Origin of the sequence: Nonomuraea sp. NPDC048892, from assembly GCF_040649735.1 — a bacterium.
In the GTDB taxonomy this organism is placed as follows: Bacteria; Actinomycetota; Actinomycetes; order Streptosporangiales; family Streptosporangiaceae; genus Nonomuraea; species Nonomuraea maheshkhaliensis.
Genome location: NZ_JBEZFZ010000026.1, coordinates 57696 through 73936 on the forward strand (window position 1 = coordinate 57696; position 16241 = coordinate 73936).

The window sequence follows — 16241 nt, forward strand, 5'->3', positions numbered from 1 at the left end:
CGGCCGCCCTCCGACGAGCCGAGGGCGGCCTTCCTCGCCCACTCACGCCAGGACACAGCGGGTGCCGGTGAAGATCGTCGGCATGCACTTGTTGCAGTGCACGCACAACGACCGGGTCGCGGGATCGGCCCGCAGCCGGTTGACCAGATCGGGCTCACGCAGCAGCGCCCGGGCCCTGAACCGGCGGGCGCTGTCGAGCAGATAGGCCTCCTGATAGGGGTACGCGCGGATGAACCGGCCACCGGTCAGCTCGACGCCCAGCCGCATGGGCTGCCTGAACGTGGCGAACTCGCGCAACGGCGCCTCACCCCGGAAGAGGTACATGGTATTCAGCAGGGAGCTGCCGCAGGTGAGTTCGAGGGCGTCCACACTGCCGTCACGTTCGAGCCAGCGCGCCACCTGAAGGCTCTCCTCGATCTCCAGGCCGCCGCGGACACCGTCCTCCATGTTCAGCTTGGCCAGCACGGCGACCCGATCACCCACGGCGTCGCGAACGGCACGGGCGGCACCGAGCGCCACCTTGACCCGGTTGGCCAGCGAGCCTCCGTAGGCGTCGCGGCGCCGGTTGAGCCGGGGGCTGAGGAACGAGCTGGCGAAGTAGTTGTGCCCGAGATGGATCTCGACGGCGTCGAACCCCGCCCGTAGGGCGAGCTCGGCGGCGGTGGCGTGTGCGGCCGTGACCCGCTCGATGTCGGCGACGGTGGTCATGGCGGCGCCGCCGGCGGCGTGGGCGCGGTGGAAGGCGATAAGCTCGTCGCTGACGAGGGCGTTCCTGGCCATGCCTTCGAAGGTGGCGGCCTTGATGATGCGGTTGCGCAGCGTGAGGGGGCCCAGCCGGGCCTGCTGGAACACATCCATGCTTGGGATCCTGTTCCGCCTCCCGCAGGCGGTCAATCGGCGGTCTCCGGACGGCAGGCGTCCGGACAGGAACGCGGACGGGAGGGCTGACGGCGGCGCGCCTGTGATGACCGATCTCGCATCATGTGATGAAACGATGACAAGCCGGTCGATGCCACGGTTCCTCTGATTGCTTGATGACCATGCATTCGACGAGCAGGACCTCCAGGCCCGCCCACGGCCACCCCCGAACGACCGGAACCGCCGCACGAACCGTCTCATCGCCCCTCCCACCGGCCGTCTGGCGGACCCTCGCACTAATCGCCGCACTGGCCATCCCGCTGGCCGGCTGCAGCGCGCAGGCGGGCGCGCCGGACGGATCGGCCGGCCAGTCCGCACAGACACAGGAAGACCGGCAGGCGGCGTCCGAGGTCAGGGTCTTGTGGATGGGCGACTCCATCGCGGGCGCCCAGGCCCCGGCACTCGAGGCCGCGCTGGAGGCCGGGGGCGTGACATTCATGAACGCCACGTCCGACGGCGGCGGCAACGTCGTCGCCGGTGACCATCCGGTGACGAAGATGGGGGCCAAGAGCACCTGGAAGACGCTCCGGGAGCACCTCACGTCGTTCCGGCCGACCGTGGTCGCGTACCAGATCACCACCTACGACTGGGGGAGCGGCCGCCAGCAACTGGCCGCCTACCGCAAGCTCGCCAAGACCGCCGAGGACGGCGGAGCCCGGCTCGTGCTCGTGAGCGCGCCACCGTTCAAGATCGACGACTTCTTCCGCCCGCACGCGGCCGCGATCAAGAGCGCGCCCAGGATGGCCGCCAGGGCCGCCGATGCCGAGAACGCCCGCTACCTGGACGCCTCCCAGCTGTGGGGGACCGACCACTCCGCCGAACGGGCACAGCGCTCCAAGGACGGCATCCACTCCTGCCAGCAGGGCTCGGCCGCCTTCGCCACCTGGTTCGCCAAGCGGCTGGGAGAGCTGACCGAATTCACCCCCGCAGCCCCCGCCACCTGGGCCACCGGCTCGTGGACCGGCGACGAACGCTACGTCAAGCTCGGCTGCGGCTGATGACATCCCCGTCTTCGTCCCCAGCCCGGACCCCGGCCTTGTCCCCGACCCCGACCCAGAATCCGAGCCCGACTCCGTCCCCAGCCCTGGCCCCCTCTCCAGCCTCGGCCTCGTCCCTGACTCCCGCCCCATCCAGGACCCCAACCCCGATCCCGCCCACTTACCGCGTGCCCCCGCGTGTGCACATCGGTGCGCTCGACGGGTTGCGCGGCCTCGCCGTCGCGGCCGTCCTGCTCTTCCACGCCGGCCACCTCAGCGGCGGATTCCTCGGCGTCGACCTGTTCTTCGTCCTGTCGGGCTTCCTGATCACGGGGCTGCTGCTGGCCGAGCTCGACCAGCAGGGCCGCCTCGACCTGGCGGCCTTCTGGGGACGCAGGGCCCGCCGACTGCTGCCTGCCCTGGCATTAGTCGTCTCGGCCACGTTACTGCTGGCCTGGGCGTTCGCCGGGCCGGGGATGCTGCGCTCGGCCCTGGAGGACGCGCCGTGGGTGGCCGCACAACTGGTGAACTGGCACTACATCGCCGAACAGGTCGGGTACTGGAACGCCGCCGGCACCCGCCTGTTCGCCCACCTGTGGAGCATCGGCGTCGAGTGGCAGTTCTACCTGCTCTGGCCCCTGGCGGTGGCGGTGGTCGGCCGGGGGCCCGGCGGGCAGCGGCGGGTGGCCGTGGTCGCGCTCGCCGGCGCGCTCGTCTCGGTGACGCTCATGGCCTGGCTGGGAACGGGGGTGGACACGACCCGCGCGTACGAGGGCACCGACACCCGCGCCTTCTCCCTGCTGCTCGGCGCCGCAGCCGCCACCGCGCCCGTCAAGAACGCCCTGACGGCCCTGTCGCGCCCGGTCGTGGACCTGCTCTGCGCGCTGCTGCTGTGCGGACTGTCGGCGTCGTGGCTGCTGGCCGCGGGGGAGAAGGCCCCCGGCCTGTTCCAGGGCGGGATGTTCGCCCACTCCCTCGCCGCCGCCGTGCTGATCGCCCTGCTCGCCCGCACCCCGGACGGCCTGGCCGGCCGGATGATCGGCAGCACGGTGCCGCGCCGGCTGGGAGAGCTGTCCTACGGCCTCTACCTGTGGCACTGGCCGATCTACCTGCTGCTGCCAAGGCCACTGGCCGGACTCGACGGCTGGGCCTGGACGTCGGTCGCGGCCGGGCTGTCGCTGCTGGCTGCGGTAGTGTCGAAGGCCGCCGTCGAGGATCCGGTACGCCTGCGCGCCCGCTGGGCCACCGGCCGGCGCGGATGGGCGGCGCTGGCGATCGCGGCAGGACTCGCGGTGGGAGTGTGGGCAGCGCTGCCCCGACCGGATCCCGGAGCGGGGACGGTTGACGTGAGCAGGCTCGACCAGCTGTAGCCGGAGAGAGGGCATGCCGAACAGAACAAACAACCCCCCGCCCGCCCCGCCCACGTCGGGGGCACGGAGGGTGCCGGCGGTACCGAGGACAGCGGGGGCGATGGACACGCCGGGAACGGGCAACGCGTCGGGAACGGCGATGGCGCCGAGGACGGCGGAGGCGCTGGACCCGCTGAGAATGGCGGATGTGCCGGGGATGGCATGGACGTCGGAGGTGCCGAGGACGACGAGGGCGCCTGGGACGGCTATGGGTCGGCGGCACTGTCGGGGAGGCGTCGGACGGGTGATCGCCGCCGTGATCGCGGGGGCTGCGGCGGCGGCAGGCCGGCATCACCGTCGAGGAGTTGCCCGGCCCAGGAGGGTGATCGCCGCCGGAATCGCCGTCATGATCGCGGTGGCGGTGTCGGCCGGGTGCGGGATCACCGACACCGAGGCGCTCCCCGCCGGTCAGCCGGTTCGCGGCGGCCTGACCGCCGACAGCGGCAGCCTGCTGCGGGTGTACTTCGTGACGCCGCAGGGCACGTGGCCGGTGTCCAGGCCGGCGGCGGCAGGGGATCGGCTGCGGCAGGCGATGGACGCGCTGCTGTCCGGCCCCACGGCGGAGGAACGGGCTCGCGGGCTGGACACGCGGCTCCCTAAGGCAGACCAGGAGCTCCGCGCCGCAGTGCGCCGGGACGGGGTGGAGCTGCACCTGCCCTGGCTGGTACGGGACCTGCCGCACGTAGCCGTCAGCCAACTGGTGTGCACCGCCGCAGCCGTCCCCGGCGTGGGTGACAATGCGGTCATCAAGGTGTTCGAACCCGGCATGGGCGACACCCCCTGGCTGGTCGAGTGCGACGGCAACGGATCGGCCAGACCATCCGACCAGAAAGTCGGGCCGGACAAACCAACCGGTCAGGGAAGCGGGTCAGCGGGTCCGGCAGGTTGGGTGGCGGGTCCGGCCGGTCGGGCAGCCGAGATGGTGGGACCGACAGGTGAGACGGCGGGTTCGGTCGGTCAGGGAGGTGCTTTGTGACTCGCGTGCTCGTCATTGAAGACGATCCGGCCGTGCGCCGGGGTGTGAGCGTGGGGTTGCGGCACAGAGGGCATGAGACCGTGCTCGTGGCGACCGGCGAGGAGGGGCTGGCCGAGCTGGTCGCGAGTGCCCCCGAGGTGGTGCTGCTCGACCTGATGCTGCCCGGCATGAGCGGTCTGGAGACGTGCCGTCGCATCCGCGCGTTCAGCCAGGTACCCATCGTGATCCTGTCCGCGCGTGACGACGACGTGGACATCGTCGTCGGGCTGGAAGCGGGCGCGGACGACTACGTGGTCAAGCCGGCCAGCGCCGAGGTCATCGAGGCCCGGATGCGCGCGGTGCTGCGCCGCACTGGCCACTCCGGCACCTCGGAGCGCAGCCAGTACGGTGACCTGCTCGTGGACCGGGTCGCCCTGCGCGTGCTCAAACACGGCGAACAGGTCGCCATGGCCCCGACCGAGCTGAAGTTGCTGCTGTTCCTGTCAGCCGCCCCCGAACAGACCTTCAGCCGCCAGCAACTGCTCGAACAGGTCTGGGAACACAGCTTTCACGGAGATTACCGGCTGGTCGACGCCTGCGTGATGCGGCTGCGGGCCAAGATCGAGGACGACCCGCGCAGCCCCCGCTATGTGCAGACGGTGCGGGGCTTCGGTTACCGGTTCGGGCCGTTGTGACGCGGCTGTTCCGGGGGCTGCGGGCGCAGCTGGTCCTGGTGTTCCTGCTGGTCTCGGTGCTGAGCGCGCTGACCGGCGCCATGTTCACCTTCCGCCAGGGCCGCGACGCGATCGTGGACGGGGTGCAGGCGGACGCCCTGCGGGAGCTGCGCGGCCACCTCGCCTTCAGGGCGCCCGACCTGCCCGCCGACCCCGCCCAGGCCGATCTGCGTACGCTGGCGGTGCAGCTTGACCTCGCCGGAGCCGGGCGGGGGTGGCGAACCGCGCTGTCCTATCGCGGCGGGGCCCTCGTCACGGCGGGACCGCAGGCGCCGCCGCTGCCCGCGGCGCTACGCGCCCGCGCCGCCACGGCGACGACCGCACTCGCACAGCGGTTCCACCGGGACGGGACGCCGTGGCTGGCCGTGGTGCTCCCGGTCACCGCCGCCGACACCCCCGCCGATGGCAACACCGGCACCAGCACCGGAACCAACAGCGGGACCAGCACTGGCACCAGCACCGACAGCGGTACCGGAACCAACAGCGGGACCGGCGCCAGCACCGGCAGCAGCACCGGCACCGCCCGCCCACACGAGCCGCCGCCGCTGGTCGTCTACGCCTCGTTCTCCTTGGCCTCTCAGCAGCGGGACGTGGAAGCCCTGGCCACCGCCGTTCGTGCCGGAGCCCTGCCCGCCGCTCTGGTCTCCGTCGTCGCGGCGCTGCTGGCAGCGGGTCGGCTGTTGCGGCCGGTGCGGCGGTTGCGGGCGGCCGCCGAGAAGGTCGCGGGCGGCGCGCTGGACACCCGCGTCGCCGTCTCGGGCGATGACGAGCTGGCCGACCTCGGCCGTACGTTCAACGTCATGTCGGCGACGCTCCAGGCCGACGCCGCCGCGCTGCGGGCCATGGAGGCGCGGGCGCGCCGCTTCGCCGCCGACGTCTCCCACGAGTTGCGTACGCCGCTCGCGGCGATGGCCGCCGTGACCGGGGTGCTCGACGCCGACGCCGGCTCCGGCCGCCTCGACCCGCTGACCGCCGAGGCGCTGCGGCTGGTGGCCGGCGAGACACGGTCGCTCACCCGGCTGGTCGAGGACCTGATCGAGGTGTCACGCTTCGACGCCGGCGCGGCCGTGCTGAACCTCGACGAGGTCGACCTGCGCGAGCTGGTCGTCAAGACGCTCGCGGTACGGCATTGGCAGGACCGCGTACGCGCCGAGGTTCCCGCGGGGCTGCGGGCCCGGCTCGACCCGCGCCGGGTCGACGTCATCCTGGCCAACCTCGTCGGGAACGCGCTGCGGCACGGGGGCGCCCAGGCGTCTGTGCTCGTCCGCGTCGCGCCCGGAGTCGCGCCCGGAGTCGCGCCCGGAGTCGCGCCCGGAGTCGCGGTCGGAGTCGCGGTCGGCGTCGATGCCGACGCAGACGCCGATGCCAAGGCCCATGCTGGCGCCAGCGCCGACGCCGATCGAATCATCGTCATCGTCTCCGACGACGGGCCCGGCATCCCCGCCGGCCTGCTGCCGCACGTCTTCGACCGCTTCACCAAGGGCGACGCGGCCCGCGCCAGGAGCGAGGGCAGCGGCCTCGGCCTGGCCATCGCCGCCGAGAACGCCCGCCTGCACGGCGGCACCCTGACCGCCGCCAACGCGCCCGGGGGAGGAGCCGTCCTCACCCTGGTCCTGCCCAGGAATCCGTGATCACGGCTCTTGCTCAGAACGCAGGGTCACGACCTCCCCGTCCTGGGACCCGTGATCACGACCTCCCCGTCCTGGGACCCGTGTCCACGGCTCCGGCCCAGCGACCCGTGATCAAGGCCCCCGCCCAGGAACCCTGGTCACGACTCGTCGAGCACGTGGGCCAGCAGTTCCCTGTTGACGGTGCCGGTCCAGGTGAGCTCGCCCTGCTCCAGCCGTTCGACGAGCCGCCTGACCCACGCCAGTTCGGTCTCGCTCAGCGCCCGCTGGTAGTCGAGCTCGATCACCAGCACCTCGGGCAGGCCCTCGTCCTCAAGAGCCTTGAGGTGACCGTTCAGGCCGGCCAGCGTGCCTTCGAGCGCGGCCGCCCGTGCGCGCAGCGCCTTCAGTGCGTCGGGCACCGGCAGGACGCCAATGAGGGAGATGGCCGCGGTGAACGTACGGCGTTCCGGCCCGGGGTCCTGCAACAGCGTGCGCAGCCTGGTGGACAGCTCGCGGCGGCCTTCGTCGGTGATCTCGTAGACCGTGCGCTCAGGCCGGCGACCTTCCCTGGTGGTCTCGACGGGCGCGATGAGCTCCTCGCCCGCCAGCTTCTCCACCGCGTGGTAGAGGCTCCTCGGCAGCCCCGTCACGTAGTCCTTGTGCGTGTCGACGATGAAGCGGTGCAGCTCGTAGGGGTGGCTGTTCCGTACGGAGAGCATGGCCAGCACCGTCAGGCCCACCAGATCAGGACGCCGCGCCACGTTCACCCCCGCCTCTTCCTACTGCACACCGCACTATAGCGATCGTCGCCCCCCTCGTGTTCGCCGATGCCGTACGCTATAGTGCAACTTGCCATATAGAAGGAGGCACTAAATGAAGCTCTTGGTCATCGGCGCGGCCGGCAGAACCGGCAAGCACGTCCTCACCCAGGGCGTCGCACGCGGGCACGAGATCACCGCCTTCGCCCGCCGCCCCGAACTGCTCACCGGCCACCCCGGCCTGGCGGACGTGCGCAGGGGAGACGCGCACGACCTCGACGCCGTACGCGCCGCCGTCCAGGGACAGGACGCCGTCATCGCCGCGGTCGGCGGCAGCCGGATCGCGAGCACCCTCATCACCGCCATGCGGGACAGCGGCGTGCGGCGGGTGGTGATGACCAGCAGCCGCTCGGTGCCCGCCACCCGCCCCCGCCTCGCCGTCACCCTGGCCTGGCTCTTCTTCCGGGCCGTGTACGTGGACCTCGCCCGCGCCGAGGGCATGCTCCAGGCCAGCCTGCTCGACTGGAGCATTGCCCGCGGCACCATGCTCAACGACAAGCCGCCCGCCGGGCGCGTGCACATCGACTTCGAGGCCGACGCCACGGGCGGGGCGATGCAGCTCTCCCGCGCCGACTACGCCATGGCCCTGCTCGACACCGTCGAGGACCCTGCCACCATCGGCCGGGCCCTGGGCATCTGCGGCCCGAAATAGCCCGGCCGGGCGCATGGCGTCAGCCGGCCCGGACACAGTGGGCCCGGACACAGAACTGTGTCCTCCACAACGGACACCCGCCTCGCCGGAGAACGACACCCCCGCCAAGCCGCGATGAGCGCTGCGGCCGGGGTGGACAACGGCTCGCTTTCCATGATCACATGTGCGCTGCTCGCTCCTCCGCCGCGGGAATCCCCCCGGCAGGAACCCTCTTCAGGCAGGAAAGGCCGGACGTGATCAGACGACGTTTCACCGGGCTGCTGGCTCCCCTCGCGATCTTCCTCAGCACCGGAATCCCGGGCGTGGCGGCGCACGACGGAGCCGGCGGGCCCACGCACCCGGGGCCCGTCTACGCGACGGTGACCGACAAGAGCGCGAAACTGTCCTTACAGACGTTCGGGCGTCCCGACGGCAAGGACATGGTGTTCCGGATCTCCGGCTCGGTGTACGCCAACATCGAGGGCAACGCCCTGGACCCCGCGATGCGCCACGGCCAGAAGCTGTTCAACATCGAGGGATACAACATCCGCCGCCTCTACCGCGTCCCCGACACCAACCAGCTCTACCAGCTCTCCCGGGAGATCGTCTTCTACACCGATCCGGCCGATCCCCGCCGCGTGCTGCGGGAGTGGAGGAACCCGATCGACGGCAGGACGTACCCGGTCGTGCCGATCAACAACGACCTGGTCAACTTCGGGCCGTTCCCGATCACGTCCTCCTTCGCGGGCCCGCCGCTGCAGCAGCTGCACGACGAGACGGTGTGGACGAGCGACATCCCCGTGCGCACGGACCTGGGCGCCACGATCGGCGAGCGGTTCGGCCTGACCGGCGGCGTGTACGCGGCGCAGGAGATGTTCGACTTCTCCGTCGACGACCGCGAGGTCGCGGCCCGCACCGGGCCCGGCGTCCCGGCCGGCGCGATGAAGACGAAGATCAGCTGGGCCCGGACGAGCCCGTGGGCGCCGTTCATGTGCCTGGCCGAGAGCGACGTACGCGGCCAGCTCACCTACCACGCCCGCAGCTGGTCGCTGGGGTCGTACAGCCAGGTCGAGCCGTGGCTGCGGGCCGAGGTCGAGGCGAACCACCCGCTCTACAAGGCCGCCCCCTCCGAGCCAGGGCCGAGCGAGAACTCCTGGACGTCGTTCTACAACAAGCAGCTCGGCAAGGGGGCCACCACCTGGACCCAATGGTGCGCCGACCAGGGCCGCGCCTGAGCACACGTGAGCGGCTCGACGGCCGGCCGTCGAGCCGGGTCGGGCGGTCAGGGTACGGGGTGCGGCGTGGTGTGCGGCCGGGCGGCCATCAGCTGGTCGATGAGGGCCAGCAGCACATCGCGCCCCTGCCTCCGCTCGCGGGCGTCGAAGAGCAGCAGCGGCACCTGCGGATCGAGGTCGAGCGCCGCCCGGATCTCCTCCGGCGTCCGGTCCCTGACCCCGTGGAAACAGTTGACGCCGACGACGAACGGGATCCCCCGGGCCTCGAAGAAGTCGATGGAGGCGAAGCTGACCTCCAGCCGCCGGGTGTCGACCACCACCACCGCCCCCAGCGCGCCGTTGACGAGATCGTTCCACATGAACCAGAAACGTTCCTGGCCCGGTGTGCCGAACAGGTAGAGCACGAGCCCCCGGCCGAGGGAAATGCGGCCGAAGTCGAGCGCCACGGTGGTGGTGGACTTGCCGCTCAGGTCCTCCAGGTCGTCCACGCCGACGCTGGCATGGGTCAGGTACTCCTCCGTACGCAGCGGGGCGACCTCGCTCACCGCGCCGACCATGGTCGTCTTCCCGACGCCGAACCCGCCGGCGATCAGGATCTTCACCGCCAGGGGAGCGTCGTCCCCCTGGTCAGAGTTCACGTAGCCCATCCCTTACTGCCTTGAGGATCGCCATGTCGGGCCCGGTGCCCGCCCACGCGTACGCCGGCTGCCTGGCCCATAACTGACCCGAGTCGATCAGGTCACCGATGAGGATCTTGGCCACCGACACCGGGAGGTCCAGCGCGGAGGCGATCTCCGCCACCGCCAGGGGACGCGCGCACAGCGTCAGGATCGTACGATGCTCCGGCTGCAGCTTGCGCCGCCCGCGCCCCGTCTCCGCGGCGGCCTCGGGCACCGCCGACATCACCGTGATCAGCGTCAGGTCGGCCCGCTCGGACGTGGTCCGGCCGCCGGTGATCGTGTAAGGACGGACAAGGGGCTCGTCCGCGTCGTCGTCGGCGAACCCGTCCGTCCAGTGTTTCATCCGTGGCCCCTGGCTTCGCGGCCGTGCCGCGTGCGCGGGTCGGTGCCCAGCTTCTGCCCGACCTGCTGGATCAGGGTGTGCATCGCGACGCTCATGAGCTCGGCGTCCACCTCCTGGGAGGCGAGCACAGCCAGATGCGAGCCCTGCCCCGCGGCGATGATGAACAGCCACAGATCGGCCATCTCGATGATGACCTGGTGGACCGGTCCGCCGCCGAAGAGCTGCCCGACGCCGTGAGCCAGGCTCTGCTGGCCGGTGGCGATCGCGGCCAGGCGTTCGGCGTTGGCGCGTTCGAGACCCCGCGACTGGCTGATCACGAGGCCGTCGTCGGACAGCACGATGGCGTGCCGCGTGCCCGCGACCCGATCGACCAGGCCGTCCAGCAGCCAGTCCAGGTCTACGTTGGTGGCGGTGGTGCGCTGCATCATGATCGGTCTTTCGTCGTGGGGGAACTGGGGTCAGGTGATGCGCTCGGCCGGTCCTCGGCGGCGTCGTCACCGGTACGGCGCTTGCGGGACTGCCTCTGGAAGGCGCCGATCGTGGCGCTGGATCGGCCGGATCGATCGGCTGCGGGCTGGTCGAGGCCGGGCTGTTCGCGTACGGCCCGGCCGTTCTGGGCGCCGCCCGCCGGGGCTCTGAGCTCGGCGGCCAGGCTGGCCTGGCGGACCCGCTGGGGGAGCGGCGGGCGACCCGCCGGATCCGCCGCGGGGGCGGAGGGGGCCGGAGCGGGGGAGCCGTTGCTGCCGGCGGCACCCTCGGCACCGGCGTCAGCACGGGCGTCGATGCCGGCACCAGTATGAGCCCCGGCACCAGCCCCGGCACCGGCACCGGTGAGGGAGATGATGCCGGTGTCAGCACCCGCGTCGGCGTCGGCGTCAGCGCGAGCACCCGTGCCGGTCTGAGTGGCGGTCTCGGCCGCCGGTGTGCGCGCGCCGCCACGGGTCGGCAGCAACCGCCCGTCCGACCGGCGAGCGTCGGCCGCGCCCGCCTGGGACCGCGCACGCGTACCGCCCGCCTCCCGGCCCTCCTCCTCCGGTACGGCGGCGGCAGGCGGCCGGCGCACCACCAGAGCCTCGGGAACGAGCACGATGACCCGGGTGCCGCCGAACGCCGACGGCCGCAACTCCACCTGGAGATCCAGGTTCGCGGCCAGCCGGGCGACCACGTACAACCCGAGCCGCACGTCGTCCGCGTGGGTCATGACGTCGAGCTGCGGCGGCGCCTGGAGCAGGGCGTTGAAGGAGGCGTACCGCTCGGGCTCCATCCCCAGCCCGCGGTCCTCGATCTCCACGGCGATGCCCCGGCTGACAGGCGCGGCCCGTACCTCCACCGGGGTCAGGGGCTTGGAGAAGGTGGTGGCGTTCTCCATCAGTTCCGCCAGGACGTGGATCACCGGCCCCACCGCGCGCTCGGCGAGCCAGGACTCGCCCTCGACGTCGATCGAGATCCGGCGGTAGTCCTGGACCTCGCTCTGCGCGGCGCGCAGCACGTCGAGCAGTCGTACGGGCCTGCGCCAGCGGCGCTGCGGCTGGCCGCCGCCGAGGATGACCAGGTTCTCCTCGTAGCGGCGCAGCCGGGCGGTGAGGTGGTCGAGGTCGAACAGCCCCTCCAGCACCTCGGGGTCCTCGTGCCTGCGCTCCAGCTCGTCCAGCTTCTTCAGCTGCAGGCCGATGAGGATCTGGGTGCGGCGGGCGATGCGCTGGAGCATGCGCTGGAAGCCGCGGTGCTGTTCGGCCTGCCGGATCGCGGTACGGACGGCGCTGCGGCGGGCCAGGTTGAGCGCCTGCCCGAGTTCGCCGAGTTCGTCGCCGGTGGGCTCGATCTTGCGGACTTCCGCGTCCACGTCGACGTCCTCGCCGCGCTCCAGCCTGGCGACCACGTCGGGCAGCCGCTCGCGCAGCTCCTGGGCGTCGTGGCGCAGGTGCAGGATGCGCCGGCGGAGCACGGAGGTCAGCCGCCAGCTCGCGAAGACGACCAGGCCGAGCGCGAGCAGGCCGACGGTGGAGACGCTGACGAAGACCGTGAAGATCATGTCGGCGTGGGCGTGGCCGACCGCGGAGACGTGCTTCCTGCGCAGGTCGACGAGCTCGCGCAGCTGCGCGGTCACGGTCTGCACGGACGCGCGCCAGGCGTTGGCGTCCTCGCGGAGCCTGACCTGGTCGCTCGCGGCGCCGGCGGCGGTGGACAGCCGCCCCTCCACGGCGGTCATGGTCTGCCACGCCTGGCTTTCCGTGATCTTCGCGTGGCGGGTCTCGTCGCCGGTGAGCGCGGGCAGCACCCGGGCGCGCATGAGGTGGTTCCTGGTGCCGGCGGCCTCGGCGACGAAGCCGTACTCGATCCTCGTCAGCCGCCCGCTCTCCCAGCCGCGGGCCAGGACGGCGTCCTCGCGCCCCACACTGTCGATGATCCAGAAGAGGTCGACGAGGGCCTGCGCCTCGGTGTTCAGCCGGCCCTCGTCGGTGTTGCTGAGCGCGGTCAGCACGCCGAGGCCGGACACCAGGACGCCGCTGTAGTAGTTGAACGTCTGCGTCGCGCCGGCCGTCCCGGCGTCGACCGCCTTGCGCTGCTGGTCGAGCAGGCTGAGGGCGCCCACGGTGCGGGAGATCGCGTCGGCGAGCCCGCGCTGCCCGTCGCTCAGGTCGGCGCCGGTCAGGGAACGGAACGCCCGCACGGCGCGGTCGGTCGCCCGGCGCTGGACGGCGAGCCGGTCACGGGCGGTGGCACGCGGGGCGGCCTGCGCCTGCGCAGTGAACCGGCGCTCCTGGTCCAGGGCGAAGAACAGCTCGGCCACGGGCCGGCCGACCGTCGTGTCGGCCAGCGCCAGCTGTGCCTTCTCCGCCTGCCACTGCGTGAACAGCTGATTCATGCCGGACGCCAGCAGCGGCGTGAACGTCACGCTCGGCACGATCACGACAGTGAGCAGCACGGTCCGTAATCGCAGCCGGCGGACGGCCGGGCGCTTCGGCCCGCCGCCGGCGGATCCGGGCGGCGTGCTCCCGTCACCGGGCGCCTTCGACCGCCGCAGCCCGCCCCTGCCCCATCCAGCCATGTGCCGGGTACTCTCCTCGCCGGTCGGTTGATCCAAGATCCCAAGATCGCCGTACTGGCGATTGGTGCCCGATCGTAGTCATACCGCAGTAGAGCCGAAAGTCCCGCCACACAAGTGCACATCCGTCCCGTCCGGCGCATATCGCCGCCACCGCGCTGAGCTGCGCATTCGCCGACGAAGCCCCACGCGGGCCCCACGCGGGCCCCACGCGGGCGAGACCCCGGCCGTCAGGCGTCGGACGAGCCGGTGAGGGCGCTGCCGGCCTGCCACTCCTGCCACGTCTTGACCCAGGGCGTCGGCCCGTTGCCGAAACGGAGCCTGCGCGAGGTCCCCTTGACCTTGATGATGTCGCCACGCTGGGTGAAGTTGTAGAACCAGCGGGCGTTGTCCGTGCCCGCGTTCACGCATCCGTGGCTGACGTTGCGATGGCCCTGATCGGAGACGGACCAGGGCGCGGCGTGGAAGAACATGCCGCTGTAGGTCATCCGCACGTTCCACTTGGTGTGGTGCAGGTACTCGCCGGGGATGCCGACGGTGGCCGAGTCCATGAGGAAGTCCGCCGCCTTCTCCTGGGCGATCATGGTGCCGGACCAGCTCTCGTAGCCCGGCTTGCCCAGGCTGACCGGGATGGTCTTGACGACCTCGCCGTTCTTGCGGACGACCGCCCGGTGTGACTTGTCGCGGATCGTGGTGATGTGCTCGGCGCCGACGGTGAAGTTCACCGTACGGTCCTTGGTCCCCCACAGGTTCCGCCCGATCCGCAACCCGGTCAGGTGGGCGACCACGGTGACCCGCTCGCCCGCCGGCCAGAACTCGCGCGGCCGGAACTGCACCTCGGTGTCGCTCACCCAGCTCCACCCGCCCTCGACCGGCCGCGACATCCGCACCGTCAGCGACCGCTCGACCGCGGCCCGGTCCTTCTGCGTGGTGATCGGCTCCGACAACAGGAGCTGGATGGGCATGCCGACGCCGACCTTCTCGCCTTCGAGCGGCGACATGCCGCTCTTCAGCACCCGCTTCGGCTTCAGCGTGGTGAACGCGGCCCGCTCGGCCGCCACCTGCCGCCCGTCGGGGCTGGTGGCCTGCGCGCTCACCGTGTACGCCGTGGACGGCTTCAGCGGCCATCGGGGACGCCAGGTGCCGTCCATGCCCATGCTGCCCTCGATCTGGTGCCCGTCGGCGTCGGCGAGGGTCAGGCTGGTGATCCTGCCGCCGGTGACCTTGATGGCGATCCCGGTGTCCGGCGGCACCTGCTTCGTGCCGTCGACCGGCGTGATCGACAGGACGGGCGGCGGCGCCGGCGCGGGCGGGCCCTCCTGCTGGGCGCCGCCGGGCAGGCCCGGCGCGCATCCGGCGGTCAGCAACACCGCCACCGTGAACGTACTGACGAGTAGGCTGCCGCTGCTGCGCATCGCCGCTAGCTCCATTTCCCCGATAGATAGGCATATTTCGGACTAGGTGGTCCATTGGGGAGACGAAGAGCGTTATGCCCGTGACTGTGAGTAATCATGCGGAGAAATTCTGCGCTCCTCCAGGCGTCCGGACGGGCGGGGACGCAAGGGCTCGGCGTCCCCGCCCCCGGCGTTCTCAGGTCACCTTGTCGAGGAGGAAGGTGCCCGTGCCGTCGGCCATCCCCGTGCTGTACTGGCGGATCTGCTCCCCGCTGGCGAGCCGGGCCTGGCCGATCATGAAGCCGGTGCGCTTGACCTGGAGGCCGACCAGGTTCGAGCCCGCGACGTCCTGGTAGACGTAGAAACGCTGGCGGTCGTCCACCGCCGCGCAGTTCGCCTCCTCCAGTCGGCCTCCGTCGCCGGTCTCCTCCGCGCCCATCACCGCCAGGCAGTTGCCGCCATGCTGGCCCACGAACACGTACTCGGTCTTGCCGTTGCTCTGCGGTCCCTGGCACACGCGCCAGTACGCCCGGGAGTTGCTGGTCCAGCCGGCGTGCCGGATCTCCCCGCTGTTGCTCGCGTCGTAGAAGGCGAGCAGCCGGTCCGGGGTCCCGATCCGGTAGAGGGCGGAGTCGCACGTGAAGCCCGGCGGTACGGCGAGCGGGGCGATCACGCCCGGCTTCCCGGCCGCGGGCTCCCCGGCCCGCCGGCCGGCCTTCGCCCGCTCCTCGGCCCGCTCACGTGCCGCCACTCCGTCGCACCCGAGCTGGATCTGCGCCAGCCTCATCAGGCTGTTCGGCGGTACGGCGTCCGCGCAGCGGATCGCGCCCTCCTCCATCACCGAGTACGTCGTGTACGTTCCGCCGGGCCGCTCGACCCACTGGGTGGCGAACGCGCCGCCGCCCAGGTCGACCCGGTCGCAGTTGATGCCGGCATACTCGCCGCTCACCTTGCGGGTGCCCTTGAACAGCCCGTAGTAGCCGGGAGCGTTGAAGTTCCAGGTGATGGTCTGAACCTCCTTGTCGGTGGAGGCCGTGATCTTCTTGACCGTCCGGTTCACGAACGCCTCGACCCTGCCCAGCGTGAGGATGTTGAACCCGGCCTGGATCTGCGTGGTCGTGCCCACCTCGACGGTGATGGTGGTCGAGGTCTCCAGCGTGAGCGTCTGGGAGCCGGTCGTGCCCTCGGTGACGAAGAAGGTCTTGAAGTGCGTGATGGTGGGCTCGACCCGGGCGCTCTTCACCACGGGGTAGCGCTTGCCGAGATCGGCCGCCGAGCAGGGCTGGCCGGGAGCGGGGTCGGCGGCGGACGCGGGCCCGGCCGCGGTGGTCAGGCCGACGATCGCCGAGGCGGCGGCGACGACGAACGTGAGGATGCCGGATAAGGGTTTCACTGTGGGGCCTCCTTGCCAGGACTGTTGCTGCAAGCGCTTACAGTGCGATTTACCGACAGACTGATGAGAGTCATCTGACCTGTCAAGGGCCGCCGGCT

At 71.5% G+C, this 16241-nt stretch carries 15 protein-coding genes; 7 read left to right on the forward strand and 8 right to left on the reverse strand.

Annotated elements, in window-relative coordinates:
- Positions 1-42 precede the first annotated feature (42 nt).
- Positions 43-858 (reverse strand): hypothetical protein, encoded by an 816-nt coding sequence (locus tag AB0C28_RS45770; protein ID WP_358082248.1) that lies wholly within the window; start codon positions 856-858, stop codon positions 43-45.
- Positions 859-1034: 176 nt separating this feature from the next.
- Between AB0C28_RS45770 and AB0C28_RS45775 the strand changes: the two genes are divergently transcribed.
- The 5 genes from AB0C28_RS45775 (at position 1035) to AB0C28_RS45795 (ending at position 6624) form a co-directional block, all read left to right on the forward strand.
- Positions 1035-1916: an SGNH/GDSL hydrolase family protein gene (locus AB0C28_RS45775; protein ID WP_357856535.1), complete on the forward strand. Its 882-nt coding sequence runs from the start codon at positions 1035-1037 to the stop codon at positions 1914-1916.
- 167 nt (positions 1917-2083) lie between these two features.
- Positions 2084-3265: an acyltransferase gene (locus tag AB0C28_RS45780; RefSeq protein WP_358082250.1), complete on the forward strand. Its 1182-nt coding sequence runs from the start codon at positions 2084-2086 to the stop codon at positions 3263-3265.
- A 361-nt stretch (positions 3266-3626) separates the two neighbouring features.
- Positions 3627-4280 (forward strand): GerMN domain-containing protein, encoded by a 654-nt coding sequence (locus tag AB0C28_RS45785; protein ID WP_358082252.1) that lies wholly within the window; start codon positions 3627-3629, stop codon positions 4278-4280.
- A complete protein-coding gene (locus AB0C28_RS45790) occupies positions 4277-4954 on the forward strand; it encodes a response regulator transcription factor (RefSeq protein WP_357856543.1) in 678 nt (225 codons plus the stop codon). Before AB0C28_RS45785 ends, AB0C28_RS45790 begins: the two co-directional genes overlap by 4 nt.
- On the forward strand, positions 4951-6624 hold the full coding sequence (locus AB0C28_RS45795) for an ATP-binding protein (RefSeq protein WP_358082255.1): 1674 nt from the start codon (positions 4951-4953) through the stop codon (positions 6622-6624). Before AB0C28_RS45790 ends, AB0C28_RS45795 begins: the two co-directional genes overlap by 4 nt.
- Positions 6625-6761: 137 nt before the next feature.
- On the opposite strand, the gene AB0C28_RS45800 is transcribed toward AB0C28_RS45795, so the two are convergent.
- On the reverse strand, positions 6762-7370 hold the full coding sequence (locus AB0C28_RS45800; protein WP_358082258.1) for a PadR family transcriptional regulator: 609 nt from the start codon (positions 7368-7370) through the stop codon (positions 6762-6764).
- Positions 7371-7476: 106 nt separating this feature from the next.
- Between AB0C28_RS45800 and AB0C28_RS45805 the strand changes: the two genes are divergently transcribed.
- Both AB0C28_RS45805 and AB0C28_RS45810 read left to right on the forward strand, forming a co-directional pair.
- Positions 7477-8073, forward strand: coding sequence for an NAD(P)H-binding protein (locus AB0C28_RS45805; protein ID WP_358082261.1), 597 nt, complete (start codon positions 7477-7479; stop codon positions 8071-8073).
- A 233-nt stretch (positions 8074-8306) separates the two neighbouring features.
- On the forward strand, positions 8307-9287 hold the full coding sequence (locus tag AB0C28_RS45810) for a DUF1838 family protein (protein WP_357856555.1): 981 nt from the start codon (positions 8307-8309) through the stop codon (positions 9285-9287).
- Between the two features lie 47 nt (positions 9288-9334).
- Here the strand turns inward: AB0C28_RS45810 and AB0C28_RS45815 are convergent, their stop codons facing one another.
- From AB0C28_RS45815 to AB0C28_RS45840, 6 genes are all read right to left on the reverse strand, one after another.
- A complete protein-coding gene (locus tag AB0C28_RS45815; RefSeq protein ID WP_357856558.1) occupies positions 9335-9934 on the reverse strand; it encodes an ATP/GTP-binding protein in 600 nt (199 codons plus the stop codon).
- Complete coding sequence (locus AB0C28_RS45820; RefSeq protein ID WP_357856561.1) at positions 9915-10310, reverse strand: DUF742 domain-containing protein; 396 nt, start codon at positions 10308-10310, stop codon at positions 9915-9917. The genes AB0C28_RS45815 and AB0C28_RS45820 overlap by 20 nt, the downstream gene beginning before the upstream one ends.
- On the reverse strand, positions 10307-10738 hold the full coding sequence (locus tag AB0C28_RS45825) for a roadblock/LC7 domain-containing protein (protein ID WP_357856564.1): 432 nt from the start codon (positions 10736-10738) through the stop codon (positions 10307-10309). The genes AB0C28_RS45820 and AB0C28_RS45825 overlap by 4 nt, the downstream gene beginning before the upstream one ends.
- Positions 10735-13359 carry a nitrate- and nitrite sensing domain-containing protein gene (locus AB0C28_RS45830; RefSeq protein WP_358082264.1) on the reverse strand — a complete coding sequence of 875 codons (2625 nt, stop codon included), beginning with the start codon at positions 13357-13359 and terminating at the stop codon, positions 10735-10737. The genes AB0C28_RS45825 and AB0C28_RS45830 overlap by 4 nt, the downstream gene beginning before the upstream one ends.
- Before the next feature lie 227 nt (positions 13360-13586).
- On the reverse strand, positions 13587-14771 hold the full coding sequence (locus AB0C28_RS45835; protein WP_358082266.1) for an Ig-like domain-containing protein: 1185 nt from the start codon (positions 14769-14771) through the stop codon (positions 13587-13589).
- Positions 14772-14946: 175 nt separating this feature from the next.
- Positions 14947-16143: a hypothetical protein gene (locus tag AB0C28_RS45840; RefSeq protein ID WP_358082269.1), complete on the reverse strand. Its 1197-nt coding sequence runs from the start codon at positions 16141-16143 to the stop codon at positions 14947-14949.
- Positions 16144-16241: the final 98 nt, after the last annotated feature.